The organism is Pseudoalteromonas sp. T1lg75, assembly GCF_002964705.1.
In the GTDB taxonomy this organism is placed as follows: Bacteria; Pseudomonadota; Gammaproteobacteria; order Enterobacterales; family Alteromonadaceae; genus Pseudoalteromonas.
Genome location: NZ_PQCD01000049.1, coordinates 116,886 through 142,356, shown reverse-complemented (window position 1 = coordinate 142,356; position 25,471 = coordinate 116,886). Strand labels below are relative to the sequence as shown.

Annotated in this window: 26 protein-coding genes; 7 read left to right on the top strand and 19 right to left on the bottom strand. The window is 51.1% G+C overall.

The window, feature by feature from the left end; all coding sequences use genetic code 11:
• Window positions 1-105: 105 nt before the first annotated feature.
• From C2M36_RS10785 to rlmD, 4 genes are all read right to left on the bottom strand, one after another.
• Window positions 106-1,740: a CTP synthase gene (locus C2M36_RS10785; RefSeq protein WP_105254907.1), complete on the bottom strand. Its 1,635-nt coding sequence runs from the start codon at window positions 1,738-1,740 to the stop codon at window positions 106-108.
• 134 nt (window positions 1,741-1,874) lie between these two features.
• Complete coding sequence (gene mazG, locus C2M36_RS10780; protein ID WP_105254906.1) at window positions 1,875-2,642, bottom strand: nucleoside triphosphate pyrophosphohydrolase; 768 nt, start codon at window positions 2,640-2,642, stop codon at window positions 1,875-1,877.
• Window positions 2,639-4,804: a GTP diphosphokinase gene (gene relA, locus C2M36_RS10775; RefSeq protein WP_105254905.1), complete on the bottom strand. Its 2,166-nt coding sequence runs from the start codon at window positions 4,802-4,804 to the stop codon at window positions 2,639-2,641. Before relA ends, mazG begins: the two co-directional genes overlap by 4 nt.
• 8 nt (window positions 4,805-4,812) lie before the next feature.
• On the bottom strand, window positions 4,813-6,123 hold the full coding sequence (gene rlmD / locus C2M36_RS10770) for a 23S rRNA (uracil(1939)-C(5))-methyltransferase RlmD (protein ID WP_105254904.1): 1,311 nt from the start codon (window positions 6,121-6,123) through the stop codon (window positions 4,813-4,815).
• An 80-nt stretch (window positions 6,124-6,203) separates the two neighbouring features.
• Between rlmD and barA the strand changes: the two genes are divergently transcribed.
• The 4 genes from barA (at window position 6,204) to C2M36_RS10760 (ending at window position 10,868) form a co-directional block, all read left to right on the top strand.
• Window positions 6,204-8,963 carry a two-component sensor histidine kinase BarA gene (gene barA / locus C2M36_RS10765; protein WP_105254903.1) on the top strand — a complete coding sequence of 920 codons (2,760 nt, stop codon included), beginning with the start codon at window positions 6,204-6,206 and terminating at the stop codon, window positions 8,961-8,963.
• Window positions 8,960-9,208, top strand: a complete 249-nt coding sequence (locus C2M36_RS16825) for a hypothetical protein (protein ID WP_234399158.1) — start codon at window positions 8,960-8,962, stop codon at window positions 9,206-9,208. Before barA ends, C2M36_RS16825 begins: the two co-directional genes overlap by 4 nt.
• 466 nt (window positions 9,209-9,674) lie before the next feature.
• Window positions 9,675-10,157, top strand: a complete 483-nt coding sequence (locus tag C2M36_RS16820; protein WP_158678928.1) for a hypothetical protein — start codon at window positions 9,675-9,677, stop codon at window positions 10,155-10,157.
• A 444-nt stretch (window positions 10,158-10,601) separates the two neighbouring features.
• Window positions 10,602-10,868 carry a hypothetical protein gene (locus C2M36_RS10760; RefSeq protein WP_158678927.1) on the top strand — a complete coding sequence of 89 codons (267 nt, stop codon included), beginning with the start codon at window positions 10,602-10,604 and terminating at the stop codon, window positions 10,866-10,868.
• Between the two features lie 494 nt (window positions 10,869-11,362).
• Here C2M36_RS10760 and pdxJ read toward each other — a convergent pair whose 3' ends face one another.
• The 10 genes from pdxJ to rpoE all read right to left on the bottom strand — a co-directional run bounded on the left by pdxJ (window position 11,363) and on the right by rpoE (window position 19,791).
• Complete coding sequence (gene pdxJ, locus C2M36_RS10755) at window positions 11,363-12,094, bottom strand: pyridoxine 5'-phosphate synthase (protein ID WP_105254901.1); 732 nt, start codon at window positions 12,092-12,094, stop codon at window positions 11,363-11,365.
• Between the two features lie 6 nt (window positions 12,095-12,100).
• Window positions 12,101-12,796: a DNA repair protein RecO gene (gene recO / locus C2M36_RS10750; RefSeq protein ID WP_105254900.1), complete on the bottom strand. Its 696-nt coding sequence runs from the start codon at window positions 12,794-12,796 to the stop codon at window positions 12,101-12,103.
• Between the two features lie 4 nt (window positions 12,797-12,800).
• Window positions 12,801-13,712 carry a GTPase Era gene (era, locus tag C2M36_RS10745; RefSeq protein ID WP_105254899.1) on the bottom strand — a complete coding sequence of 304 codons (912 nt, stop codon included), beginning with the start codon at window positions 13,710-13,712 and terminating at the stop codon, window positions 12,801-12,803.
• Window positions 13,702-14,379: a ribonuclease III gene (gene rnc, locus C2M36_RS10740; protein ID WP_105190573.1), complete on the bottom strand. Its 678-nt coding sequence runs from the start codon at window positions 14,377-14,379 to the stop codon at window positions 13,702-13,704. Before rnc ends, era begins: the two co-directional genes overlap by 11 nt.
• Window positions 14,380-14,381: 2 nt before the next feature.
• Window positions 14,382-15,317 carry a signal peptidase I gene (lepB, locus tag C2M36_RS10735; RefSeq protein WP_105190574.1) on the bottom strand — a complete coding sequence of 312 codons (936 nt, stop codon included), beginning with the start codon at window positions 15,315-15,317 and terminating at the stop codon, window positions 14,382-14,384.
• Window positions 15,318-15,338: 21 nt separating this feature from the next.
• Window positions 15,339-17,126, bottom strand: coding sequence for a translation elongation factor 4 (gene lepA, locus C2M36_RS10730; protein ID WP_105254898.1), 1,788 nt, complete (start codon window positions 17,124-17,126; stop codon window positions 15,339-15,341).
• Window positions 17,127-17,194: 68 nt separating this feature from the next.
• Window positions 17,195-17,644: a SoxR reducing system RseC family protein gene (locus tag C2M36_RS10725; protein WP_105254897.1), complete on the bottom strand. Its 450-nt coding sequence runs from the start codon at window positions 17,642-17,644 to the stop codon at window positions 17,195-17,197.
• A gap of 8 nt (window positions 17,645-17,652) precedes the next feature.
• Window positions 17,653-18,594 carry a MucB/RseB C-terminal domain-containing protein gene (locus tag C2M36_RS10720; RefSeq protein WP_105254896.1) on the bottom strand — a complete coding sequence of 314 codons (942 nt, stop codon included), beginning with the start codon at window positions 18,592-18,594 and terminating at the stop codon, window positions 17,653-17,655.
• 7 nt (window positions 18,595-18,601) lie between these two features.
• Window positions 18,602-19,207, bottom strand: coding sequence for a sigma-E factor negative regulatory protein (locus C2M36_RS10715; protein WP_105254895.1), 606 nt, complete (start codon window positions 19,205-19,207; stop codon window positions 18,602-18,604).
• Window positions 19,208-19,209: 2 nt separating this feature from the next.
• A complete protein-coding gene (gene rpoE, locus C2M36_RS10710) occupies window positions 19,210-19,791 on the bottom strand; it encodes an RNA polymerase sigma factor RpoE (protein WP_105254894.1) in 582 nt (193 codons plus the stop codon).
• Between the two features lie 209 nt (window positions 19,792-20,000).
• Between rpoE and nadB the strand changes: the two genes are divergently transcribed.
• Entirely contained in the window at window positions 20,001-21,608 is a 1,608-nt protein-coding gene (nadB, locus tag C2M36_RS10705; protein ID WP_105254893.1) for an L-aspartate oxidase, read from the top strand.
• Here the strand turns inward: nadB and C2M36_RS10700 are convergent.
• Window positions 21,592-22,020, bottom strand: a complete 429-nt coding sequence (locus C2M36_RS10700; protein ID WP_158678926.1) for a hypothetical protein — start codon at window positions 22,018-22,020, stop codon at window positions 21,592-21,594. The genes nadB and C2M36_RS10700 overlap by 17 nt on opposite strands.
• A complete protein-coding gene (locus C2M36_RS10695; RefSeq protein ID WP_105190582.1) occupies window positions 22,001-22,252 on the bottom strand; it encodes an FAD assembly factor SdhE in 252 nt (83 codons plus the stop codon). Before C2M36_RS10695 ends, C2M36_RS10700 begins: the two co-directional genes overlap by 20 nt.
• A gap of 144 nt (window positions 22,253-22,396) precedes the next feature.
• On the opposite strand from C2M36_RS10695, the gene ygfZ reads away from it, so the two are divergent.
• Window positions 22,397-23,302 (top strand): CAF17-like 4Fe-4S cluster assembly/insertion protein YgfZ, encoded by a 906-nt coding sequence (gene ygfZ, locus C2M36_RS10690; RefSeq protein ID WP_105254891.1) that lies wholly within the window; start codon window positions 22,397-22,399, stop codon window positions 23,300-23,302.
• A 13-nt stretch (window positions 23,303-23,315) separates the two neighbouring features.
• A complete protein-coding gene (locus C2M36_RS10685; RefSeq protein ID WP_105254890.1) occupies window positions 23,316-23,801 on the top strand; it encodes an FKBP-type peptidyl-prolyl cis-trans isomerase in 486 nt (161 codons plus the stop codon).
• Window positions 23,802-23,858: 57 nt separating this feature from the next.
• Here C2M36_RS10685 and C2M36_RS10680 read toward each other — a convergent pair whose 3' ends face one another.
• The 3 genes from C2M36_RS10680 to C2M36_RS10670 are packed head-to-tail and all read right to left on the bottom strand — an operon-like array spanning window position 23,859 to window position 25,454.
• Window positions 23,859-24,287, bottom strand: a complete 429-nt coding sequence (locus C2M36_RS10680; RefSeq protein ID WP_105254889.1) for a hypothetical protein — start codon at window positions 24,285-24,287, stop codon at window positions 23,859-23,861.
• Window positions 24,288-24,302: 15 nt separating this feature from the next.
• Window positions 24,303-25,130, bottom strand: coding sequence for a DUF481 domain-containing protein (locus C2M36_RS10675; protein ID WP_105254888.1), 828 nt, complete (start codon window positions 25,128-25,130; stop codon window positions 24,303-24,305).
• A 9-nt stretch (window positions 25,131-25,139) separates the two neighbouring features.
• Window positions 25,140-25,454, bottom strand: a complete 315-nt coding sequence (locus C2M36_RS10670) for an HI1450 family dsDNA-mimic protein (protein WP_105255189.1) — start codon at window positions 25,452-25,454, stop codon at window positions 25,140-25,142.
• Window positions 25,455-25,471: the final 17 nt, after the last annotated feature.

The following is a 25,471-nucleotide window of genomic DNA, read 5'->3' as shown; positions in this document are numbered from 1 at the left end:
TTGTCCCAGGTTTAGTACTCCCTCCCCCGGGGCCTTTCTCGGCACCTCTGGGCAAGGGGTATAAAAACGAAAAAGCCGTGCATGGGCACGGCTTAATACGATCGATTACGAAGATTGCTTCTGGAAGCTGTGTGCAGCCGCCACGAAACCTTCAAATAGTGGGTGACCATCACGTGGCGTAGAGGTGAATTCCGGGTGGAATTGCGCCGCAATAAACCAAGGGTGATCTTTGTTTTCAATGATTTCCACCAGCTTTTTATCTTCGGAGAGACCGGTGAACTCAAGACCCGCTTGCTCAAGCTGCTCAACATAGTTGTTGTTCACTTCATAGCGGTGGCGGTGACGCTCAACAACTTGATCACTGCCATACACCTCACGTACCTTTGAACCTTCTTTCAGATGACACAGCTGAGCGCCAAGACGCATGGTGCCACCTAAATCCGACGCTTCGTCACGTACTTCAACATTACCGTCTTTATCAAGCCACTCGGTGATCAGACCCACTACAGGGTGCGCCGAGTTAGCATCGAACTCGGTTGAGTTCGCGCCTTCAAGACCGGCTACGTTACGCGCGTATTCAATTAGCGCCACCTGCATACCTAAACAGATACCCAGGTAAGGCACCTTATTTTCACGGGCATACTTGGCCGCCATGATCTTGCCTTCAACACCACGACCACCGAAGCCGCCAGGTACTAAGATGGCATCAAGACCTTTAAGCAGGTCAACGCCCTTGCTTTCAATGTCTTGTGAATCAACGTACTGAATGTTCACGGTAAGACGGTTTTTCAAACCGGCATGCTTCAGGGCTTCGTTAACCGACTTATAGGCATCCGGTAATTCGATGTATTTACCCACCATACCGATAGTCACTTCACCAGTGGGGTTCGACTCTTGGTAAAGTACTTGTTCCCACTCGGATAGATCCGCTTCCGGGCAATCCAGGTAGAAACGACGACAAATGATGTTGTCCAGATCCTGTGACTTAAGTAGCGCCGGGATCTTATAAATGCTGTCTACGTCTTGTAGCGAGATAACCGCTTTTTCTTCAACGTTAGTAAACAGGGCAATCTTGGCACGTTCGTTTGCTGGCAGTTTACAAGCAGAACGACACACCAGGATGTCTGGCTGAATACCGATTGAGCGCAGCTCTTTTACAGAGTGCTGAGTTGGCTTGGTTTTCACTTCACCGGCAGGGCCTAAGAATGGCACCAGCGTTAGGTGCATAAACAAGGCGCGCTCGCGGCCGATTTCGGTGCCAAGCTGACGAATGGCTTCTAGGAAAGGTTGTGACTCGATGTCACCTACGGTACCGCCGATCTCAACGATGGCGATATCATGACCTTCTGCACCTTCAACTACACGACGCTTGATGTCGTTAGTGATGTGCGGGATAACCTGAATGGTTGCACCCAGGTATTCACCACGACGCTCGCGACGAAGAACATCTTCGTATACACGGCCTTGGGTGAAGTTGTTGCGGCTGGTCATCTTGGTGCGAATGAAACGCTCATAGTGACCAAGGTCAAGGTCCGTCTCTGCACCGTCTTCGGTAACGAACACTTCACCGTGTTGAATTGGGCTCATGGTGCCCGGATCAACGTTGATATAAGGATCCAGCTTTAAGATTGTGACTTTCAAGCCACGTGCTTCTAAGATCGCTGCCAATGATGCAGCAGCAATACCTTTACCCAACGAGGAAACCACCCCGCCTGTAACGAAGATAAATTTTGTACTCATGCGAACCCTAAGATATCAGGAAATGGATTAAATTATAGAATCAAGACGGGGCGATAGTATAGCAAACCCCCCTCGGCCAATCCAGTTAAAATTCACCCTAGGAAGCGCCCTTGGAAGCCCCCTTGGGAGCACCTTTACTCCTGCCCTTTTACCGCCTGCCAGGCCGCTTCCATCTGCGCTAAATCGGCGTCTTGCAGGCCCAGGCCTTGAGCCGTTAGCTGCTCCTCGACGCCATTAAAGCGACGACTAAACTTGCGGTTGGCCTGGCGCAGCAGTTGCTCCGGGTCTCGACCAAGATGACGGGCTACATTGACGGTGGCAAACAGCAGGTCGCCAATTTCCTCGGCGCAGTGCTCGCTATTTGGGTCATGGTCTATGGCCTCTCGCACCTCAAGCACTTCCTCGGCGACCTTGTCCAGGGCACCATCAACACTGGGCCAGTCAAAGCCCACCGCGGCAACGCGTTTTTGAATCTTGTTGGCGGCACTGAGCGCCGGCAGATTGGCGGGAATATCATCGAGCAGATGATGCTGGCCCTTGGCCTGACGAGCCTGATGCTTACGGGTTTCCCAGTTATCCTGGACTTGGCCATCAGCAAAAATATGAGGGTGGCGCTGTTTTAGCTTGGTATTGAGCTCGGCGACCACGGCATTAAAGTCAAACAATTGTTGCTCGCTTGCCAGCTGGCTGTAGAAAATAACCTGAAACAGCAGATCCCCAAGTTCCGCCTTGAGCTCATCATAGGCGCCACGCTCTATGGTGTCGGCCACCTCATAGGCTTCTTCCAGGGTATGCGGCACTATGGTTTCAAAGGTTTGCGCCAAGTCCCAGTCACAACCGGAGTCGGGACAGCGCAACTTGGCCATGATGGCCTGTAGCTCGGCAACGGCGTTGTGGCTCATCCGCCCGCTCCCACACGAGAGGCGTCGTAGACACCCTCGATTTGCATCAGCTTGGTCAGTAAGCGGTTAGTGCTGCTTAAATCCGACACCGCAATCTTCATATTGAAAATCGCCAGCTGTTTCTCGTCCACCGTGTTCACATTCATGCTCAGCACATTGACCTTTTCATTGGCCAGCACCGAACTGATATCGCGAATCAACCCCTGACGGTCATTGGCTTCAACCTTGATAGACAAGGCAAAATCACTGCTGGTTTTTGCCGACCAGCTGACCTCGACAATGCGCTCCGGGTGGCGCTCCTGCAAGGTGGCAAATTGCTCACAGTCGCTGCGGTGCACGGCAATGCCGCGGCCCTGGGTAATATAACCACAGATAGCATCGCCGGGCACCGGCTCACAACAGCCGGCCATATGACTCATCAGAGAGCCGACGCCTTCCACCACTATGCCGTTTTTATCCGCCTTGGTATTGCGACTGGGCTGCTTAAACTTAATTTGCGGCTCGGGCTCACCCTTGTTTTGCACAAAGTTCAGCAACTGGTTTAAGCGCACATCGGCGGCGCCTATGGCCACCAGCAGGTCATCCAGATTAGTGAAGTTAAAGCGCTTAATGGCCGGGTCGAGATCCTTGTAGGTAAGGTCCAGCTTCTGCAACTCGTTATCGAGTATGTCCTTACCGGCCTGCAGGTTTTTATCCCTGTCGAGCTGCTTAAACCAATGATGGATCTTCGCCCGCGCTCGTGATGAACGAATATAGCCAAGGGATGGGTTTAACCAGTCGCGGCTTGGGTTCGGCTCTTTCTGGGTGAGAATTTCCACCTGATCGCCGGTCTGCAACTGATAGGTAAAGGGCACAATTTTGCCAAACACCTTGGCGCCGATGCAGCGATGGCCAACGTTGGAATGAATATAGTAGGCAAAGTCCAGCGGCGTGGCGCCATAGGGCAAGTCGAAAATATCGCCGCGCGGGGTAAAGACATAGACCCTGTCTTCCACCACCTGGTTTTTCAGTTCATCGGCCAGGTCTGTGCCGTCGACCACTTCTTCTTGCCATTGCAGAATTTTTTGCAGCCAACTGATCTTTTGCTCATAACCGCTGTCGCGCCCGGACAGTGCCCCTTCTTTATACATCCAGTGCGCGGCCACACCGAGCTCCGCATCCTCGTGCATCTGCGCGGTGCGAATTTGAATCTCCACGGTTTTGCCCTCGGGGCCAAAAACCACGGTGTGGATGGACTGATAGCCGTTAGGTTTTGGCGTGGCGACGTAATCGTCGAATTCTTTAGGCAGATGACGCCAGCTGGTGTGCACCACGCCGAGGGCGCCATAACAATCCTGAATCTTATCTACCACGATGCGCATGGCGCGAATATCGAAGAGCTGGTCGAACTCATAGTTCTTTTTGCTCATCTTTTTATAGATGCTGTAGATATGCTTAGGGCGGCCGTAAACCTCGCCCTTAATGCCCGCTTCATCAAGCTTGGTTTGCACCTGCTTGACCATGTCGCGCATATATTCTTCGCGGTCGAGGCGCTTTTCTTCTAACAGTTTGGCGATGCGTTTATAGGTTTGCGGATGCAAATAACGAAACGCGAGATCTTCGAGCTCCCATTTCAATTGGCCTATACCCAAACGATTGGCCAAGGGGGCGAAAATATTGCTGGTTTCCTTGGCGGCAATGACCCGCTCTTCTTCGTCGGCGTTTTTCACCTCGCGCAAATAACACACCTGCTGCGCCAGCTTAATGACCACGGCACGCACGTCTTCGACCATGGCCAGCAACATGCGGCGGATCTTATCCACCTGCACCTGGCCGTTAGAGGCATGAGCCAAGGTGCTGATGGTGGCCATTTGCTCCACCCCGGTCAGCAACAGGCCAACGTCTTTATTGAAGTCTTCACTGACGTCACTAATCGCGATTTTTTCAGCAAGGAAATACGGTGTCAGGTAGGCGGTGGCCAGGGAGGTCGCATCAAGATTCAGTTGCGCCAGAATTTCCACCATTTCCAGCGCCAAGCGGTCGCTGTCAGCATTGCGAAGCTCGCCGCAATAATCGGTAGCGGCTTTCACCAACTGGTACTTCTCGTCACTTAACCCCAGCTGCTTTAAAGCGCTGTCGAAGTTTTCGATATCGGTGCGATGCGACTGTCTAGTTGCCACCATGGCGGACTCTACCCCCTTGTAAATAATGCCATTGTTTCGATATGACCGGTGTGCGGGAACATGTTCATAATGCCCAGCTTATTAAGAGTAAAACCGGCTGCAAGTATCGTTTTGCTGTCTCTCGCCAGAGTAACGGGATCACAAGACACGTACAAGACGCGTTTGAACTGTTTGAGCGGTAATTGCGCAAGTATGGCCTCGGCGCCCATGCGCGACGGATCAAGCAGCAACACATCGAGGTTTTTATCAAACCAGCTCGCCTGCGCCAAGGGCTCGGTTAAATCGAAACAATGGAATTGGCAATTATCCAGCGCGTTAGCCTGGGCATTTAACTGAGCATAGTCCACAGCCGAGGCAACGCCCTCAACACCGACCACTCTTTTTGCCTGTTGTGCTGCCAATAAGGAGAAGTTACCCACCCCACAAAACAGATCCAGCACCTGCTCATCGGCGCCTAAGTTCAGCCACTGCATGGCCTGCGTCAGCATCTGCTCGTTCACCTCGGCATTCACCTGAATAAAGTTATCCAGGCCAAACTGCAAGGACAAGTCACCCTGCTTAATCTGGTAGCTGGCCGCCGGTAAGCGCTGCTCGGCGCTGTGCTGCCACACCAGGGACCAGTCATGCTCCTTGGCGGCATCAGCCACCAATTGCTGCACCTTATCGGCAATGGCCTTGGTGTAACGTATAACTAGGTAATGCTTTTCATCTGTGGCCACCAGTTGCAAATGGGACAAGGAGCGCAGCGCCGGATGCTGATTTATCTGGGCGCGAAAGAAGGCAAAAACCTCGGCAAAGCCCTGCTCCAACACCGGGCAGTGTTCGATGTTAACTATCTGCTTGGAGCCTTGCTGACGAAAGCCCACCTGCAGACCGCGATTCTTATCATGGAAGATGCTGATACGGGCGCTGCGACGATAATGCCAGGGCTGACTTTCTATCGGCCGCTGCCAGGGTAATTCGCTTTGACCGGTAAATTTGGCAAACAAGGCACCCACCGCCTGCTGTTTGGCATCCAGCTGGGCCTGCAACTCCAAGTGCTGCAAGTTACAGCCGCCACATTGCTGATAATGCTGGCATAGGGGTGTCACTCGCGCCGCACTGGATTCGAGTACCTTAATGCATTGTGCCTCGGCGTAACTCTTCTTATCGGCGCTGATGCGGGCAAGCACACGCTCACCTGTTAAGCTACCGTTAACAAAAACCACCTTGCCGTTACTTTTTGCTACACCACGACCATGGTGATCCATACTCTGGATGCTTAGCTCTTGCGTTTGATTTTTAACTTGTTTTTTACTTGGCTTAAAAAAGTTCGCCATGCCCCGCCCTAATTTACATTGCTAAAGATCGGTGTAAGCTATAACCTAAACTTAACACAGTCTCATTTATTTGTTTGCTTATGAACCGACTAGGCCTTCGGGATTCAGTCCTGATCCTGACCTTGGTGCCTACCGTGGTGATTGGTCTATTGCTCGGCGGTTATTTTACTATAAATCGCTACCTAGAGTTGGATGAATTTCTCATTGAGCAAGGCAGCACCATTATCGAGCCATTAAGTATTGCCATTGAGCAACCCTTAGTTAAAAACGACAAAGCCGCCTTAGAACGTATTGCCCGACACATTCACAATATGCACTCGCCGCTGATCAAGTCGGTGGCCATTTTTGATGCCAGCGATTCTTTGGTGGTGACCAGCAATCTGCATCGAAATTTTGAGCGCCTGACTACTATTCCTCCCGAGGTGCATCAAAGCCTGAACAAGGCCATTCGCGACGATCAGTTTTTAATTTTCTATCGCGGCGTACTCGATCCCAATGCCCCAAGCCATCTGCCATTTCAAACCGCCGGCACTGTGATGGTGCAATTTAACCGCCAGGCCGCGGTGATTGAGCAACAAAAAGCAATTTTGATCAGCGCCGCGGTGATCCTGTTGGCCATCGGCTTTGCCGTGGCGATCTCCATACGCCTCAGCCGCATGATCACCCAGCCTCTGTCGCGCCTGGTGCGTGCCACCGGTGAGGTCGCCCGTGGCGAAGAACCACAAAATATCACCCAGACCATGCAAGGCGAATTGGAGCAATTGCGTTTGGGCTTGGTGAGCATCACCGAATACATGGCCGATGAAAAAGACGAGATGCAGCGCCATATCGACCAGGCCACCGCCGATTACCAGGAAACTCTGGAACAGTATGAAACCCAAAATATTCAGCTGAATATCGCCAAGCGCGAGGCCCTGGCCGCCAACAAGGTGAAGTCGGACTTCCTGGCGAAGATGAGTCACGAGCTGCGTACCCCGCTCAATGGCGTCATCGGCTTTGCCCGCCAGCTTTATAAAACGCCGCTTAATAAGAGCCAAAAAGATTACCTGGATACCATAGAGGCCTCGGCCAACAGCCTGCTTAGCATCATCAGCGATATTCTCGACTTTTCCAAACTTGAAGCCGGCGCCATGGAGCTCGAAAGTATTCAGTTCCAATTGCGCGACGCGGTGAACGAGGTGCTGACCCTGCTCGCCCCCGGCGCCCATGAAAAGAACCTGGAACTGTCGATTCATGTAAACCCCAATGTGCCCGAGCAACTGCTTGGCGATCCGACCCGTTTTCGTCAGATCCTCACGAACCTGGTGAGTAACGCCATTAAGTTTACCGAGCAGGGTGAGATCAATATCGATATCAGCAGTCGTTTGCTGGCCGATGAGCGCACCTCCTTGTTGATCTCGGTAAAAGACACCGGCGTGGGCATCGCCATGGATAAGCAAGACACCTTGTTTACCCCCTTTGGCCAGGCCGACTCCAGCATTACCCGTAAGTTTGGTGGCACCGGCCTGGGGCTTATTATCACCAAGCATCTGGTGGAGGCCATGGGCGGACGCATCACCTTGAACAGCGCGCCGGGTAAGGGCACCTGCTTTACCTTCAACGCGGTATTTAAACTGCCGGATCACCACTTCCAAAGCGAGCTGCCCTGTAGCTCCTTGGCCAATAAACGAGTGCTGTATTTCGAGCAAAACGAGCACAGTTATATGGCCACCACCAGCATTTTACATGCCTGGGGTGTGCATGTGAGCGGCTGCCGCAGCCTGGAAGAGCTCGAGCAGGTACTCACCGGCTCCTTCACATTCGATATCTGTGTGCTTGGGGATGCCGGTGGCGTCGAGTCCATGGCGCTGATGAAACAGCTGATCACCCTGGTGCGCCCACACAGCGACTATATCTATTTGCTGCTCAATACGGTGTCGCACAATATGCGCGAGGCCCTGGTTGGCAGCGGAGCCGACGGCTGTCTCAGCAAACCCATTAATCATCGCAAGTTCTGTGAAATGCTGGCGGCGCCTTATCGCCTCGACCACCCCACCATTCACACCCAGGACCGCAAGGCCAACCGCTTGCCGTTAAAAGCCCTGGTGGTGGACGACAACGACGCCAATCTGAAACTGATCTGCGCCCTGCTTGAAGAGCAGGTAGAAGAGCTGGACACCGCCCACAATGGTGCCCAGGCGGTGGAGGTCTGTAAGAGCCATAAATACGATATGATCTTTATGGACATTCAGATGCCGATCATGGATGGCATTACCGCCTGTAAACTGATCTGTGAGTCTTCCTTGAATGAGGACACCCCGATCATCGCCGTGACCGCCCACGCATTAACTGGCGAGAAGGAGCAGCTTAAGGAAGTCGGCTTTGCCAGCTACCTCACCAAGCCCCTGGACGAGGACATGCTCCACGAAGTGCTTATGGAGCACGGCGCCGATCATAAACGCCTGCGCGAGCGTCACGGCAACAAGAGCACCCCAAGCACTCCCCCCTTTACCAGCAATGGCCTTAACTGGGAACTTGCGCTGCAACGCGCCGGAGGCAAGGAAGACCTGGCTCACGAGATGCTTAACATGCTGTTGCTGAGCATTCCGGAAACCGCCAGCCTGATCGAAGACGCCATCGCCGCCAAGGATCATCAGCGCCTGCTGTCTATTATTCACAAGTTCCACGGCGCCTGTTGTTATACCGGGGTGCCAAAGCTGAAGAAGCTCGCCGAGCTGATTGAAACGGCCATGAAGGAGCAGGCCAGCATCAATGATATCGAGCCCGAGTTGCTGGAGTTGCTCGATGAGCTTAGAAATTTGATGACGGATGCAGGGTTGGAGAAGAACAACTCGTTGTGACCGCTGGTGTGATTACCATCACACCCAAGGGGCGAGTCCCCTTGGAACCCCTGTTTGGCAGAGTTGTGGGTTTCCTACATGACAAAGCCGGTGCTTTAAGCCGACAATGGAGTTGTGGGCGAGGCTTTGCCGCCATGGACGGCGGTACTAGGGTAACGCAGGAGCAGTTACCTAGCAGCTTTGCAACTAGATCTTGTCGCGGTGGCGACGACACCTTAGGGGTGGTTTACGCCAACCACCCCTAAGAACCCCAAGGCGCCCCGACATTGCATGGTTTCCTCATCCCAATACGAGAAATGAACGTAACCAACATGCACAGGCCTTCCCTGCCCTGAGCATGTTTTCGCCAGCGTCCTGCTGGCGATTACTCTTCTCGTATCGCGCTTCGGATGCAATGTAAGGGGATTAAGCTGATACACCTGCGTATCTAATTTAGATTATCGCAACCTGTTAGATGACTAAAAGCGAATAGCTGACGCCCATCCTTCCACCGAAATTACTGTGTATACATCCATAATCGATGAGTTTCTCCCATAGTCAGGAAAACAACCCAATCGGTCGTTTTTGTCGTGTCCAGGTTTATAGCAATTTAGCGCAACTTCAATGCTGGTAAGCACTTGCTAAATTTGCTATCAATGGTCATAGGACAAAAACGAGACAGATTGAAGTAGAAAAACGACCCAATCACTCGATATTAAATTGTTAAGCACCATGAATAAGCAACGAATAGCTTTAGCCCTACTATCATCAATTTTTATACAATTACCATTGGGTTATTTTTTTATATCGCTAGAAAGCCTTGTACTTGGTCATGGATTTATAGGTGCTCCTGATGGTATTGGCTTTTACTTATTAATGAATTTACTCATAGCAACAACAGTAATAATTATTATTGGCTTACCTGTGTATTTAATACTGCAAAGGCTTAATTCAAATACCACCTTTAAAGTGTCTTTGGTCGGCTTTCTTATCCCTGTCATAATTCTTTGCATTATCTATTTAACCAACTCTGACTATAGTGGCTATTCGGCAGGTGAAAATTACTATGGTACATATAGAAAGACATTCATAGATGGTAAGCGCACTTTCTGGGGCTGGGTAAAAGTATTTGAAAGCTTAGTCACCTACGGCGTTCACGGTATAGTTGGCGCAATTGTTTTCCACAAAATTCAAACGAGAGGTAATAATGCTTAACAAGTTGCTGTTATTCGTTAGGGCCATAAAAAGCATGTCCTCCACCGGACGCGCTAACGCGCACCCCATAGCAAGGCGTTAGCTGCCCAGAGAGTTTGAGATTGAAATCATACATTGCTAAAAAGTCGCCAGACGCCCTCTTAAGAGACTATCCGATACAAGGCAAAGTTGACGGTTGGTTTTTCCGATGTCGTGAAGAAAGCCCATGCCAGTTTGTCGCAGTAGGCGAGGATTTATGGGGACGTAAGGTTTGTTCTGACAACATTGATTACGATGCAGCATTAACTGATTGTATAAACCAAGCAAATGAAATACTCAATCGTAAACAGGGCAGCTAACAAGTTGCTGAAATTCGTTCGTAAACTCACTGGGACAAGAGGAAAGAGCTATTAACAAGGAATGGTTTGTATTAGTTCTACCCACATTTTTTTAGGTTTCTTCTGGGTGTACTTTTCGTTATTTCCAGCGCTTTATGCTAATTCGGTACTGCCCAAAAAGTTAAAGCAGCTCATCGATAGTCTTAGGGAGTATGAAGGAACGCCGAGTGCTACGATTATTCCAATGGCATTGTTCTTACCAGTACTGTTCTTAGGTTTTGTTGTTGGCTATTTCCAGAGTAAATCCTCTGACTCAGCAACAAAGTGGATGGGGCATTTTGCAGCCTTTTTAGGCTTGGGGTTTTATTATGGACTGTATCGTCTTTTTGCGTAAGTCTGCTAACAAGGCGCTTTTGGCACTTATCAGCCCATCAGCAAACTCTGAAGTAGCAGGTATCGCCTCTCCCGTTTGGATTCGCGCAGGAGAAATCAGCTTTTGTTGTGGAGTGTGCTTGCAACAACGGAGCATGGAGGCGGAGTTAGGTTTACCGAGGTAGGACACCTCGTTAAACCGTGTTGAAAGCTAAACGGAACGTTTAACAAAACGCTGAGTTCGGAAGCATTGGCGAATCACGGGTGTCCTAGGAGTTCTTAGGGGCGACGAGTGACCGAAGCACCGCTTCGCAGCGCGAGGAGGTGGAGGCCTGGATGCCGACAGGAACCCTCCTTCAGGGACGAATTATTAGCGCTGAACTTAGCATTTCCTCTAAGTCGAGGTCGGCGACCCGACACGATCTCAACAAAAACAAAAAAGCCGGCGATAACCACCGGCTTTCCAAAGAAAGTTCTCAATATCAAAACTGCCGTCAGCAGTCTGACTCCAAGACCCTAAGCGCGAGCCTCGATCATCAAACGTTTCATATCACGTACGGCCTTTTCCATGCCATCGATGGCGGCACGGGCGATGATCGCATGGCCGATGTTAAGCTCGTAAATCTCAGGCATGGCTGCGATAGGCTTTACATTGTGATAGTGCAAGCCGTGACCGGCGTTAACTACCAGGCCTTGGGCGTGGGCGTATTGCACGCCAGCGCGGATGCTCTCAAGCTCTGCCGCTTGCTCGGCGTCGTTTTCGGCATCGGCATAGGCGCCGGTGTGAATTTCGATATAGGGCGCGCCGGCTTTGACGCTGGCATCGATTTGCGCTTCATCGGCATCGATAAAGAGGCTCACCTTAATGCCGGCGTCGCTTAAACGTTTTACTGCATCCGCCACCTTGTCGTACTGCCCGACTACATCCAGGCCGCCTTCTGTGGTCAGCTCTTCACGCTTTTCCGGCACCAGGCAGACAAAGGCCGGTTTTACTTCCAGGGCAATGGCGAGCATTTCTTCGGTGACCGCCATTTCCAGGTTCATGCGTGTTTGAATCGTGTCTTTCATCACATAGACGTCACGGTCTTGGATATGACGTCTGTCTTCACGCAGGTGAATGGTGATCCCGTCGGCACCGGCATGCTCGGCAACCGCAGCGGCATGGGCCGGATCCGGATAAGTGGTGCCTCGGGCCTGACGTAAAGTGGCGATGTGGTCAACGTTAACGCCTAGTAGAATCTCTTTCATGCTGCCTTACCTTGATTTAAATAGTTCTCTGCTTTTTAGTGGTTTGTTGCCAAGCAAGGGTTTGAGTATATAGCGACAAAAATGCTTCGCCGCCCTTTGTACTTGCGGCTCACAAAAATCATAACGGGCAAACGCGAGAATATGCGCACCGCTAAAACCGTAACCCTGCACCGGCTGTGCCTGGCGTACCCAACCCTGCTCGGGATAGTAATCGTATTGTCCTTTGGCATCAATGGCATCGCCCTGATAGTCGCTGTCAAAGTTAACGCCATAACCCAGGCTCTCCAGCAGCTGCAACTCATAACAGCGTAAACTGGCAGCCAGATCTTTAGCTCCTGCAAGTTCCCGCAAGTGCTGTGAATAGAGGGAGAATATCTGCTCCAGAGGCTCATTGATGGGGACGATGCGCGCCGCCAATTCATTCATATAGAAGCCACAATAGAGCTTGTCGCCGCGCAGTGGCTCCAAGGCGGTATCGAGTTCAAAGTGTTGCAGGTATTTGAGCTCGCCATTGCCTTGATAGCGAATAAGGAGCGCTTGGAAGGGTTGTAACTGGGCTTTGTGCTTGATCGCCTGCTTGCCGCTTAGGCGCGCTATCATGCGCATCAGGCCGCGATTTTCGACCACAAAATCGACCAGCCATTGCGAGTCGCTAATGGCCCGTCGATGCAGTAAAAAGGCGCGCTCAAAGCCCGCGTTCATGGGCTTAGTCTTCGCCGTAACCTAGGCTACGCAGGGCACGTTCGTCGTCCGCCCAACCCGATTTAACCTTGACCCACAGCTCAAGGAACACCTTGTTATCGAGCATGTCTTCGAGATCGCGACGGGCTTCACGGCCAATGGTTTTCAGCTTTTCACCCTTGTTACCTATGACCATGCGCTTTTGCGTTTCACGCTCAACCAGGATCAGGGCGTTAATCTGCCATACGCCGTTGTCTTGCCATTTAAACTGTTCGATTTCCACGGTCACAGAATAAGGCAACTCGTCACCCATAAAGCGCATGAGCTTTTCACGCACGATCTCCGCGGCCATAAAGCGCATAGAGCGATCGGTAACATAGTCTTCTGGGAAGTAGAAGTCGCCCTCGGGCAAGCACTTGCGCACCTCTTGTTTGACTAAGTCCAGATTGCGATTGTTCTTGGCAGAAACCGGAATAATGCCGACAAAGTTGCCTTTTTCACTGAGCCAAAGCATATGCTTGGGGATCAGATCCTTGTCTTTCACCTGGTCGGTTTTATTCATCACCAAGAGCACAGGCGTTTTACCGGCACAGACCTTGTTCAACACCATTTCGTCGTCGTTAGTCCAGTGCGTCCCTTCAACCACAAAGATGATCAGCTCAACATCGCCGATGGAGCTTGAGGCGGCACGGTTCATTAAACGGTTAATGGCACGCTTTTCTTCCACATGCAGGCCCGGAGTGTCTACATACACGGTTTGGTAATTGTCTTCGGTATGAATACCCATAATGCGGTGACGCGTGGTTTGCGGCTTGCGCGAGGTGATACTGACCTTTTGCTCGAGAATCTTATTAAGCAGGGTCGATTTACCTACGTTAGGGCGGCCCACAATGGCCACCATGCCACAATGTGGCGGTGTGTGCGTATCAGCTGTCATTCTTTAATATCTTTAAGGCTTTTTCTGCGGCTTTTTGCTCGGCCTTACGGCGCGAACTGCCCACAGAGATAATACTTTCCATTCCTTCAACGATACATTCTACCGTGAAGGTCTGGTTATGCGCCTGACCCTTGGTATCGATGACCGTATAACCCGGCAGGGGTAATTTACGGGCTTGCAAAAACTCCTGTAACAGGGTTTTTGGATCTTTTTGATTCATGCCCGGAGAGATAGAGTCTAGGCGCGAGGCGTACCATTGCAGTACCAACTCACTGCAGGTGTCGATATCCGAGTCGAGGAACACGGCGCCAATAATGGCTTCTACCGCATCGGCCAGGGTCGACTCACGGCGATAGCCGCCACTTTTAAGCTCACCCGGCCCCAGGCGCAGGTATTCGCCGAGGTTAAACTCAAGGCCAAATTCGGCCAGGGTCTGGCCGCGCACTAGGGTTGAGCGCATGCGGCTAAGGTCACCTTCGCGAGCCTTGGGAAACTTGTGATATAAGGCGTTGGCGATGACAAAGCTTAAAATCGAGTCACCAAGAAACTCCAGGCGCTCGTTATGCTGGCCCTTATGGCTACGATGGGTCAGGGCTTGCTCAAGCAAGCCCTGGTCAGTAAAGCTATATCCAATTTTATTATACAGTTCTGTTACGTTTTTCTTCATTGTTACTGAATATTACCTAGGCGTTCAAAACGAACACCGGTTGGAACCCAACTTGGTAAGACGTCGGCGGGTGTGTTTTCAAATTCAAAACTCATCCAAATAAATACCGCTTTACCTACCAGGTTAGGCTCTGGAACGAATCCCCAAGCACGACCATCTTCACTATTGTCGCGGTTGTCGCCCATCATAAAATAATGACCTTCTGGGACAGTCCATTCGTCAATCTTAGTGCCTTGTTGTTGATAGTACTTACTCTTAAACTCGGGCAGTCTTGGGTTTATTAAAATATCGTGCTTCAGGCCGTCGAGGTCTTCTTCAAGACGCACAAGTTGTTGGCCCGATTGCATAAACTCGTCTCTGTTAATTATTTCTAGTGCAATTTTATTGTATTCGCCACAAAGCAAGTCGCCCTGCTCGGTTTGCCCTTGTTCACAATGTGGTTTGATATACAACTGCTTATTGCGATAAACAATGGTATCGCCGGGAAGACCGATAACACGTTTAATAAAATCCAGCTCCGGCTTTGGCGGGAACTTAAATACGGCAATATCGCCACGCTCCGGTTTGCCCGTAGCCACCAGCTCCGAGCGCCATACCGGGTCCTTAATACCGTATGAGTATTTTTGTACCAGGATAAAATCACCCACCAACAAGGTAGGCATCATGGAGCCCGATGGGATCTGAAAGGGTTCGAACAGGAACGAACGAAACACGGTAATGATGGCTATCATAGGGAAAATCGACTTAGCATGCTCGGTGATTACCGGCACCGGGGCGATTTCCTCTTTCACTTCTTCGTCCAGTGGCTTACCCGTCGCCCCTTCGGCAAGAGCAATGCGCTCTTTACGTTTAGGCGCATAAACCAGATGGTCAACTAACCAGATCAGGCCCGAACCCAGGGTTAGCAGCACTAAAAATACGGAAAAATATCCAGCCATCAGCGGTGTCCTTTATTGTTATTATTTGCCGACTTTCAAAATCGCCAGGAAGGCATCTTGCGGTACTTCAACGTTACCCAGTTGCTTCATACGCTTCTTACCTTCTTTCTGCTTTTGCAGCAGCTTTTTCTTACGGCTTACGTCACCACCATAACACTTGGCGATTACGTTTTTACGAAGCTGTTTAACCGTTGAACGGGCGATAACATGGTTACCGATAGCCGCCTGAATAGCGATATCGAACATCTGTCGTGGAATAAGTTCACGCAGGGCTTCTGCCAATTCACGACCACGGCCTTGGGCGTTGTCGCGGTGACAAATAATGGCCAGGGCATCGACACGGTCGCCATTAATAAGAATATCCACACGTACCATATCGGCGGTACGGAATTCCTTAAAGTTGTAATCCAACGAGGCAAAACCACGGCTGGTTGACTTCAGCTTATCGAAGAAGTCCATCACGACTTCACCCATGGGCAGTTCGTAAGTCACCGCTACCTGCTTGCCGTGGTAGGTCATCTTGGTTTGCACGCCACGCTTTTCAATACACAGGGTAATTACGTTACCCAGGAACTCTTGCGGCACCAGAATATTGGCTTCAACGATAGGCTCACGAATTTCAATGATATCATTGACCGGTGGCAACTCTGACGGGTTATCGATTTGAATCGTGCCGTCTTTGGTTTCCACCTCATACACTACGGTCGGTGCCGTGGTGATAAGATCGATGTCGTATTCACGCTCCAGACGCTCCTGGATGATCTCCATGTGCAGCATACCTAAGAAGCCACAGCGGAAACCAAAGCCTAGGGCCGTTGAGTTTTCCGGCTCGAAGAACAATGACGCATCGTTCAGGCTCAGCTTATCAAGAGCATCACGGAATGATTCGTACTCGTCCGATGAAATAGGGAACATACCGGCATAAACCTGCGGTTTAACGCGCTGGAAGCCCGGTAGGCGCTCTTGTGCAGAATTACGTGCTAGGGTGATGGTATCACCCACAGGCGCACCGTGTATTTCTTTAATACCGGCTATAATAAAGCCTACTTCGCCCGTTTTCAGCGCCCCCGTGTTGGTCTGCTTCGGGGTAAAGATACCTACTTTATCGGCTATATGAACCTGCTCGTTCGACATGATCTTAATCTTGTCGCCTGATTTAAGCTCGCCCTGCATAATACGCACAAGGGATACAACGCCCTGATACGGGTCGAACCAGGAGTCGATGATCAATGCCTTAAGCGGGCCATCGGTGTCGCCTTGCGGTGGCGGAATATCACGCACGATGCGCTCTAATACCTCGTCGATACCCACACCGGTTTTAGCGCTACACTGCACCGCGTCGGTGGCATCGATGCCAACAATGTCTTCAATTTCTTCGGCCACGCGCAGCGGATCGGCCTGCGGCAGGTCAATCTTGTTTAAGATTGGCACCACTTCCAGGTCCATTTCGATGGCGGTATAACAGTTAGCCAGGGTTTGCGCTTCTACGCCCTGACCGGCATCAACAACCAAGAGTGCCCCTTCACAGGCTGCCAATGAACGCGATACTTCGTATGAGAAGTCAACGTGTCCCGGGGTGTCGATAAAGTTTAACTGGTAGGTTTCACCGTCTTTGGCGGTGTAGTTTAAGGTTACACTCTGCGCCTTGATGGTGATACCGCGTTCACGCTCAAGCTCCATTGAGTCCAATACTTGCTGCTGCATTTCGCGGTCGGTCAACCCGCCACACACTTGGATCAAACGATCGGACAGGGTCGATTTACCATGGTCAATATGGGCGATAATCGAAAAGTTACGGATATGCTTCATAAATTGGATTCTGACTTCTTAAAACTGAGCTCGGGTAAACAAAGGCCCAATTTTACCTGTTATTGACGCTAATCACCATCTCTTTGCGAAACTGGTAAGCTCAGAGGGTAAATTTTTAACACTTTAACATCATGCGCAACGCGCTTAAGCCTATGTTTTGCAAAAACAAAACCTAAAGCCCCAGCGGCAAACGCGGCGCCTATCTGCAGCCCTTCCCCTACACCTAAAACGGTCTGTGCCAGCACCGCCGTCACCAAGGCGAATAACAGCGGCCAGATATAAACAACAAAGGAACTCATCACTATGTGCGAGTCGTCGAGGGCCAGTTTCACCTTTTGGCCGACGCTGACGGGCTCACAAAACTGATAGGGAAAACGCTTTTTGTCTGTGCCGAACAGCTTGGCGAACACTTGCGAGCCGCACTTGCCATTACAACCAGCACAAGCCGGCTTCGGCTCGGCCTGTAAAAACGCGGTGTCGCCCTTGACGGCGACCACGGTAAGAACTTGTTCAATCATGGGCTTAACTACAGAGGTCGCTGTACCGACTCGGCAATGTTTTTTGCCGTAGCGACGGGGATATTACCTATCACCGACACATCGAAGGCGCCGGCATTATGGATATAAATGGTGGTGGCTCCCGAGGTCAAAGAACCGCTCGGACGCTGACCGGCCAGGGGACGCTGCACAAACACCGAGACCTCAACCAGGCCATCGGAATACAAATAATAATCTGCCAGCTCGTTATTTAAATTGAGTTTATGACGGTCGGACTTAAGCAGTTCAAAGCCCTGAGGCAACCAGCCGATTTGCCAGCTGCCCTGGTTGCTCGGCTCCTCATCACGAGGTAAAGGCGCTGGGAATTCACGACGGCTGATCTCAAGTAACTCCGGCGCTGGGGTTTCCGAAACATTGATATGACTGAGCTGCAATTGCTCTAAGAATTCGCCCTGATTATTTACATAGGCGGATTTGAGCAGTAAGGAGGTTTCGGTATCAAGCCAGACCCAGTAGCTGTATTTGTCCTGGTCTTTGGCTTCGATGCGCAGCAGTTGCGCCGGACGACCGGCTATGCGGCCCTTGTTGCCAAGCACAAAGTTATAGTTTTGTGCCAATTGTTCCACATCGCCAAACAGCACTTCCGGAATAGGCCCGCTGATCGCCGAGGTTTTAACCGAGTAAGGCTGAGCTTGGGGCTCGTAATAGGTAACGCGATCGTCAACGCGCACCATTTCCAGGCCGGCGCCATTGAGCAGGGACAGTAATTCCAGCTCCTGACCCTCATGAATACCGTGACTCCAACGGTAGGGTTCCATGGCGCGGTCTTTCACCACCACAAATGAGGCGACGAAGTTGCGCTGCTTGACCGCAGTGGCCATATTGTCCAGCCACTGCTTGGCGGTCATTTCCGACATCGCCTGCGCCGGTAACAGCCACAGGCTCAATAGCACAACATAAAGGTACTTCATTTAACTATTATTGTTCCTGTTGATCTTGCTCATCTTTATTGTTTACCGTGTTCGCTAGGTGCGCGGCTTCACGAGTTTGACGCTGATGCTCCAACACCAGAGCACCAATGCGCTGCTGTTGCAATTCGCGTAAACCACGCTCGGCGCTTTCCAAAGCCGGCTCCGAAGAATAACTCACCGGAGAGGCAGCGCCAATAAATGGGTTTGACTGCAAAGGCGGTAGTTCATCGGCACCATTGCCCGTAGCACCATATTGTTGCACACCCAGTACCGCAACCACTGCCACACTTGCGGCAATGGCCGTTTGCGTAATGCCTCGCCACCAGGTAGCGCGGATGACGTTATCCTGCTGTGGCACCTCATCGCGAGATATGGACTGCTGATCAAACTGCGCATGAACCGGTTCTTGTTCAAGTTGTTGGGCTACCTGCGCGGCTATATCTAACTGAATGCTAGGTGCTGTTTCGGAGCGCATCACATTGCCAATCAGGCTGTAACGAGCCAATGTATCTGTATCTACATCAGCAACGTCAAGCGTATCGACACTGGCTTCATTATCCACCAAGGCAGAAATAAAGGCTTTGTCCTGCTCACTACACTTTGCTTTAGTCATAATTACGACTCACCTATTAACGGAGTTAACTTATTGTCTATCGCTTCACGGGCACGGAATATACGTGAACGCACCGTGCCAACTGGGCAGTCCATCACCGCGGCGATTTCCTCATAGCTCATCCCTTCAAGTTCTCGTAAAGTGATGGCTGTTTTCAAATCTTCAGGTAGCTTATCAATGGTGGCAAAAATGACGTCTCTGACCTCGTCACTTAACAGCAAATTTTCTGGGCTGGCATTACTACGCAGTGAATCTGCACCTTCATAAAACTCAGCATCCTCAGCATCGACATCATTAGCCGGCGGCCTACGCCCTTGTGCAACTAGGTAATTCTTTGCACAGTTAACGGCAATACGATACAGCCATGTATAGAACGCACTGTCGCCCCTAAAATTAGGCAGCGCCCTATACGCCTTAATAAAGGCCTCTTGAGCTACATCTGCAATGTCACCTTGATTGGCAACATAACGCGATATCAATCCTGCTACTTTGTTCTGATATTTGGCGACCAACAGGTTATAAGCATTTTTATCTCCCTGTTGAACCTTTCTTACCAGCGCTAAATCCAAATCCTGCTCGCTCATTCGAGCCGGTACTCCTCTGCGTTATTTTGCTTTTCGTATTGTATCCAAGCTACCAAATACACTCAGTCTGACTGGGTCGAAATGAAAAAGTTCGCAAATACTGCATTTTTTTTCTGTTCTTAGTTAACTTCAGTCGTGCCCAGGCGGCAAATATGATACATATAGAGGCAACATAATAGGTAATATAAACCTCGGCTCAACACTATAACATGAACCCGAATAAACAACATCACAGCGACGTTGCTATCATCGGCAGCGGTGCCGCTGGTCTGTCTTTGGCGCTCTCCCTCGCCAACCATTGCCAAGTAACCGTAATCAGTAAGGGCGCCCTAAACGAGGGCTCTACCCTGTACGCCCAAGGCGGTATTGCCGCGGTATTCGATAAGAAAAACGACAGCATCGAATCCCATGTTGAAGACACCTTGACCGCCGGCGACGGTCTGTGCTCCCGTGAAGCGGTACACTACACCGCCTCCAATGCCAAAACCTGCATGCGCTGGTTGATTGACCAGGGTGTGCCCTTCGATATGGAAACCGATGACAAGGGTCATGAGCGCTATCACCTTACCCGTGAAGGCGGCCACAGCCATCGCCGCATTTTGCATGCCGCCGATGCCACCGGCCGCGCGGTGCAAACCACGTTGATTGAGCGGGTGTTGGCCCATCCCAATATTACCTTGCTGGAAAACTACAACGCCATCGACCTGATCACCGATGCCAAACTCGGCAACAAGGGCAGGCATTGTCATGGCCTATACGTATTCAACCGCGCCAAGGAGCGGGTGGAAATCATCAGCGCTCGTTTTGTGGCGTTGGCTACCGGCGGCGCCAGCAAGGTCTATTTGTATACCTCCAACCCGGATGTGGCCAGTGGCGATGGCATTGCCATGGCGTGGCGCGCCGGTTGTCGCGTTGCCAATATGGAGTTTAACCAGTTCCATCCCACCAGCCTGTATCATCCCAAGTTGCAGAACTTTTTGATCACCGAAGCGATGCGTGGTGAGGGCGCCTATTTACTGCGCCCGGACGGCACTCGCTTTATGCCGGAGTTTGATGAACGCGCGGAGCTGGCGCCGCGTGACGTGGTGGCCCGGGCCATCGACTTTGAAATGAAACGTCTGGGTGCCAATTGCGTCTATCTGGACATTTCCCATCGGGATAAAGAATTTATTATCGAGCACTTCCCCACCATTTATGCCAAATGCTTAAGTGTGGGTATCGATATTACCAAGGAGCCCATTCCCGTGGTGCCGGCAGCCCATTATACCTGCGGCGGCGTGATGACCGACTTTAATGGCAAAACCGATCTGGATAACCTCTACGCCATCGGCGAAGTAGCCTACACGGGTTTACACGGTGCCAACCGCATGGCCAGCAATTCCCTGCTGGAGTGTATCGTTTTTGCCCACGCTGCGGCCAAGGACATAGTGGCCAAGCTGGATTTACCACATCAGGCCGCCACCTTGCCGGAATGGGATGATAGCCGCGTCACCGACTCGGACGAGGAAGTCGTGATCACCCACAACTGGCATGAGTTGCGCCTCTTTATGTGGGATTACGTCGGCATAGTGCGCTCCACCAAACGTTTGGAGCGGGCTCTGCGCCGAGTAGAATTGCTGCAACAGGAAATTCATGAGTATTATGCCAACTTCCGCATCAGCAATAACTTGCTGGAACTGCGTAATTTGGTGCAGGTAGCCGAGCTAATCATCCGCAGTGCCCTGGCGCGTAAAGAAAGCCGCGGCCTGCATTACACCTTGGATTATCCGGATCATCTACCCGAAGCCCGAATTACCGAGCTCACTCCTGCTGACTAAGCGCCAATTGCACCGCCCGAGCACACTCACAAAAGTGTTCGGGCGCCATCGCCCTAGCGGCGATAAAGAAATGATGGCGCTTGGCGCTCAGATCATCTTGCAGCTGCACATGAATTAAACCGGGGAAAACCCGAGATTGTCTTAACAAGCGACCGCGGACGCTGACATCCGCTTGATGCACTTCGGCGCGTTGCCCCTGGATAACCAAAGTGCCCTGCTGGGGCCAACAGCGACTAAAGCGATGCCAGAAATGGACATAGCCCAAGGCCAGGGTTAGGGCGCTCCAAAAAGCCCAAAGCCATTGTGGGTGCGCCAAGAGCAATAACGCATAGACAAAAACAAACACCGCCATAACCGGGCGGTGCTGTGGATCATTATTAAAGAAGGCGCCGCTATACACGAACGCGGTCAAGGATGATCTTAACCATGCGCGCTAGCTCCGGGTCCTTACATTGCTCATGACCCATAAACCAAGCGAACAGATCTGGATCATCCGCCTCCAGCAAACGTTGAAACACCGCTTTGTCGTCATCATTTAAGGCATCATAGCCCTGCTCGACAAATGGCATAAACAACACATCCAGCTCCAACATGCCGCGACGACATGCCCAACGTAAACGCGCCTTACTATCTAAATTCGCCATTGTTTTCCTCTCAATAGTCTGCTGCCCAGCAGTGTAACAAAATCTCCCCCGGCACACAGCTATTTTACGCTAAGGCGCTGTCATCACAGAAGTGCTTACGTTACACTAAGCACAGTAATTGCTCGTGCACATAAGGAGTCATGCATGTCCACTTTGTCGGTTTATACCACCGATTACACCGTCATTTATGTTCATGGTGACGATGCCAAATCTTACCTGCAAGGCCAGCTGACGCAAGACGTTAACGACATTGACGCCAACACCTGGCGCTGGGCCGGTCAGTGCAATGCCAAAGGCAAGCTGTGGGCCTGCTTCCGCCTTAGCCAGTATCAAAACGGCTATGCGCTTATTTGCTCAAACACCGAGGCCCAAGTTGCCCTGGCCGAGTTAAAGAAATACGCGGTCTTTAGCAAGGTTGATATCGAACAGCTTGATACCCAAGTATTGGGGATAATGGCGCCTAAAGCCGAGCTTGTTAGCCACTTTAATATCGACATCAGCGGCAATGCCCAGCAATGCCAAGACAATCTGGTGCTGCTCTTGGACGACCAACGCGCCCTGTTTATTGGCGATAACGGCGTTCTGCCCGAGCCGCAACAAGGAGACGAGTTTGCCTGCGCACAAATTAAAGCCGGCGAGCCAAGCCTAAATGCCACAGCTATCGATGCCTATGTGCCGCAAATGGTTAACCTGCAGGCCCTCGGTGGTATCAGTTTTAATAAGGGCTGCTACACCGGCCAGGAAACCGTGGCGCGCATGAAGTACCTTGGTAAAAACAAGCGTGCCATGTTTGTGCTGCGGGCTGAGCATGAAGGTGTATTGGCTCCCGAGCTCGATGACGAGCAAAACCCATTCGACTTAGAGCGTCGGGTTGGCGATAACTGGCGCCGTGCCGGTAGCTTAATCGCCCAAGCCAGCGTCAATGGCGAACTTTTTGGCCTCGCCGTGTTGCCAAATGATACTGAGCAAGATGTTCAGCTTCGCGCAAAACACGCTCCACAGGTGCTGTTCACCATTGCACCTCTGCCCTACTCACTGACAGAAGATTAATCTGGGATACATTATGAATATAGCTGACAACAAAGTCGTGACGATGCACTACAGTGTGGTCGACAAAGCGGACAACACCATAGACAACACCTTCGATGGCGAGCCACTGGTATTTATCGTGGGTACTGGCTTTTTGATCCCTGGCCTTGAACAAGCCCTTCAGGGTAAACAGGCCGGTGATACATTTAGTGTCGAAGTTGAGCCAAAAGACGGCTATGGTGAGCGCCATGAGCAACTTATGCAAGCGGTACCAAAGGCCATGTTCGAAGGCATGGATATCGAGGTTGGCATGCAGTTTCGTGCCACCACGGATGACGGCGAGCAAACCGTGATCATCATCGATATCCAAGGCGAAGACGTCATTGTTGACGGCAACCACCCGTTAGCGGGCGTTGCTTTGAAGTTTGACGTTGAAGTGGTTGACGTACGTGATGCTACGGCCGAAGAATTGGCCCATGGTCACGTGCATGGTGAAGGCGGCTGTGGCCACGATCACTAATCAAGCATCTACGCTGACAAAAAAGGACGCCGATGCGTCCTTTTTTGTTGGTGTTAATTAGCCGGGCAGATGCTGACTAATGGCCTCTGCCAATTGCTCGGCGTCATTACTGCCGACTCGGAAGAAGGTGCCATCTTCTAATTCAATGGCCACCGCGGCGAAGCCGTTGGCGCTGTAAACCCAACCATCATGGGTAATACGAATGCCGATCCCATGGCGAAACGAGTTGCTAACCACGGCTACCGATTTTATGTCACTAAACGCCAAGCGCTTTTTGCCAATTCCCGGACCAAAATACCACTCGACTCCTTGCTCATCCACGCGCACCGTCAGGCCATGAAATAAGAAGGCACAAAGCGCTAAGATTGCCGCAAACAACAGCATGGGGCCATCGCTGCCCATCAGGTAAAACGCCATACCGACAAAGGTGCCGATCCACAGAATAATGGCCAAAATAGCCCAGGCATACTGTTTATGCTGATACATAGAAATTAAACTCTTTTAGTTAAAACTGTAAACAAAGGTGGCACTCAATTCCGAGTCATAGGTGCGCTTTTGCGTCTCCGGTTTGGAGTTATAGCGATACAGGTAGGCAAACTTTAACGAAAGCTGGCCCATGATTTGGCTAATTAGTGAGGTTTCCGACTTTAACCGCGAGTTAAGCCCAGACAGTGACTGCTCGGCACTGATAAACTGATTAAAGCGCGTGCGCTTAGACACCTTACGCTCCCATTGCAGGGCCAGGCGCAACAGATAACCGGTGACATCGCCATCGCTTTGCTCGACTTCCTCCTCGCCTTCAACCTCTTCAATATCCGCTTTGGACACGTAGAGTCCGGGACCAATATCGAAGTCCACGGTGTTTTTCACCCCACGATACAGGCGGTTGCCGTATCCGGTTGCCACCGTGGCCTTATAGTCCAGGCCGGAGAATTCATCGTCTTCATAATCCCCGTACAAGAACAAAGAGGCATTTTCGTTGCCTACCTTGTAGTTGGATTGTCCGGAGATAAAAAAGCGCTGGGCGGAGATGGTTTCTTCGCCGGTTTCACTATCGACATCGCGACGATACAGGGAGTCGAATTTAAACTGGTTTCGCCAATGGGTGAAGTCCTGATAGACGTTAGCACGCAGCTTAAAACTGGTCGAGTCGGTGTTACCCCTGGTGACGATAAAGCCAAACTCGGCATCGCCATAGAAGATTTCGCCCTGATGTATTTCATGGATTTCGGCATCCGTTAATTGTCCGTATTCGTGAAAGTCTTCAAACGGATCCACCGCCCAACAACTCAAACTAAAACAACCAAGGAGGGCTACCAAAAACCGCATACTAACTACTTACTCTTTCCAAATAACGTGACAAAAAGGGGCATCCTGATCTCGACTGATCAGCACCCGGGCAAAAACGATATCTTCATTTTCCAGCTCCAGACCTATGGTCACTTCGCTGTAGAATTCGGGCTCAATTTCCATCGCCACTATGCTCTGCCAGTCTTCGCTCGGTTCACTTTCTTCAATAAAACCAAGCTCTTCTCTGTGAGCATTAAAGTCATCAATATCCTGTTCGCTCAAATGCTCTGGGGCGAGCTCTAAAAACACTTCATACGCGTGGTGAGTGATCTCTTCGGCGCTGAATAATCTGGGTCCGGACATGCTGGCTTCTTTGTTAC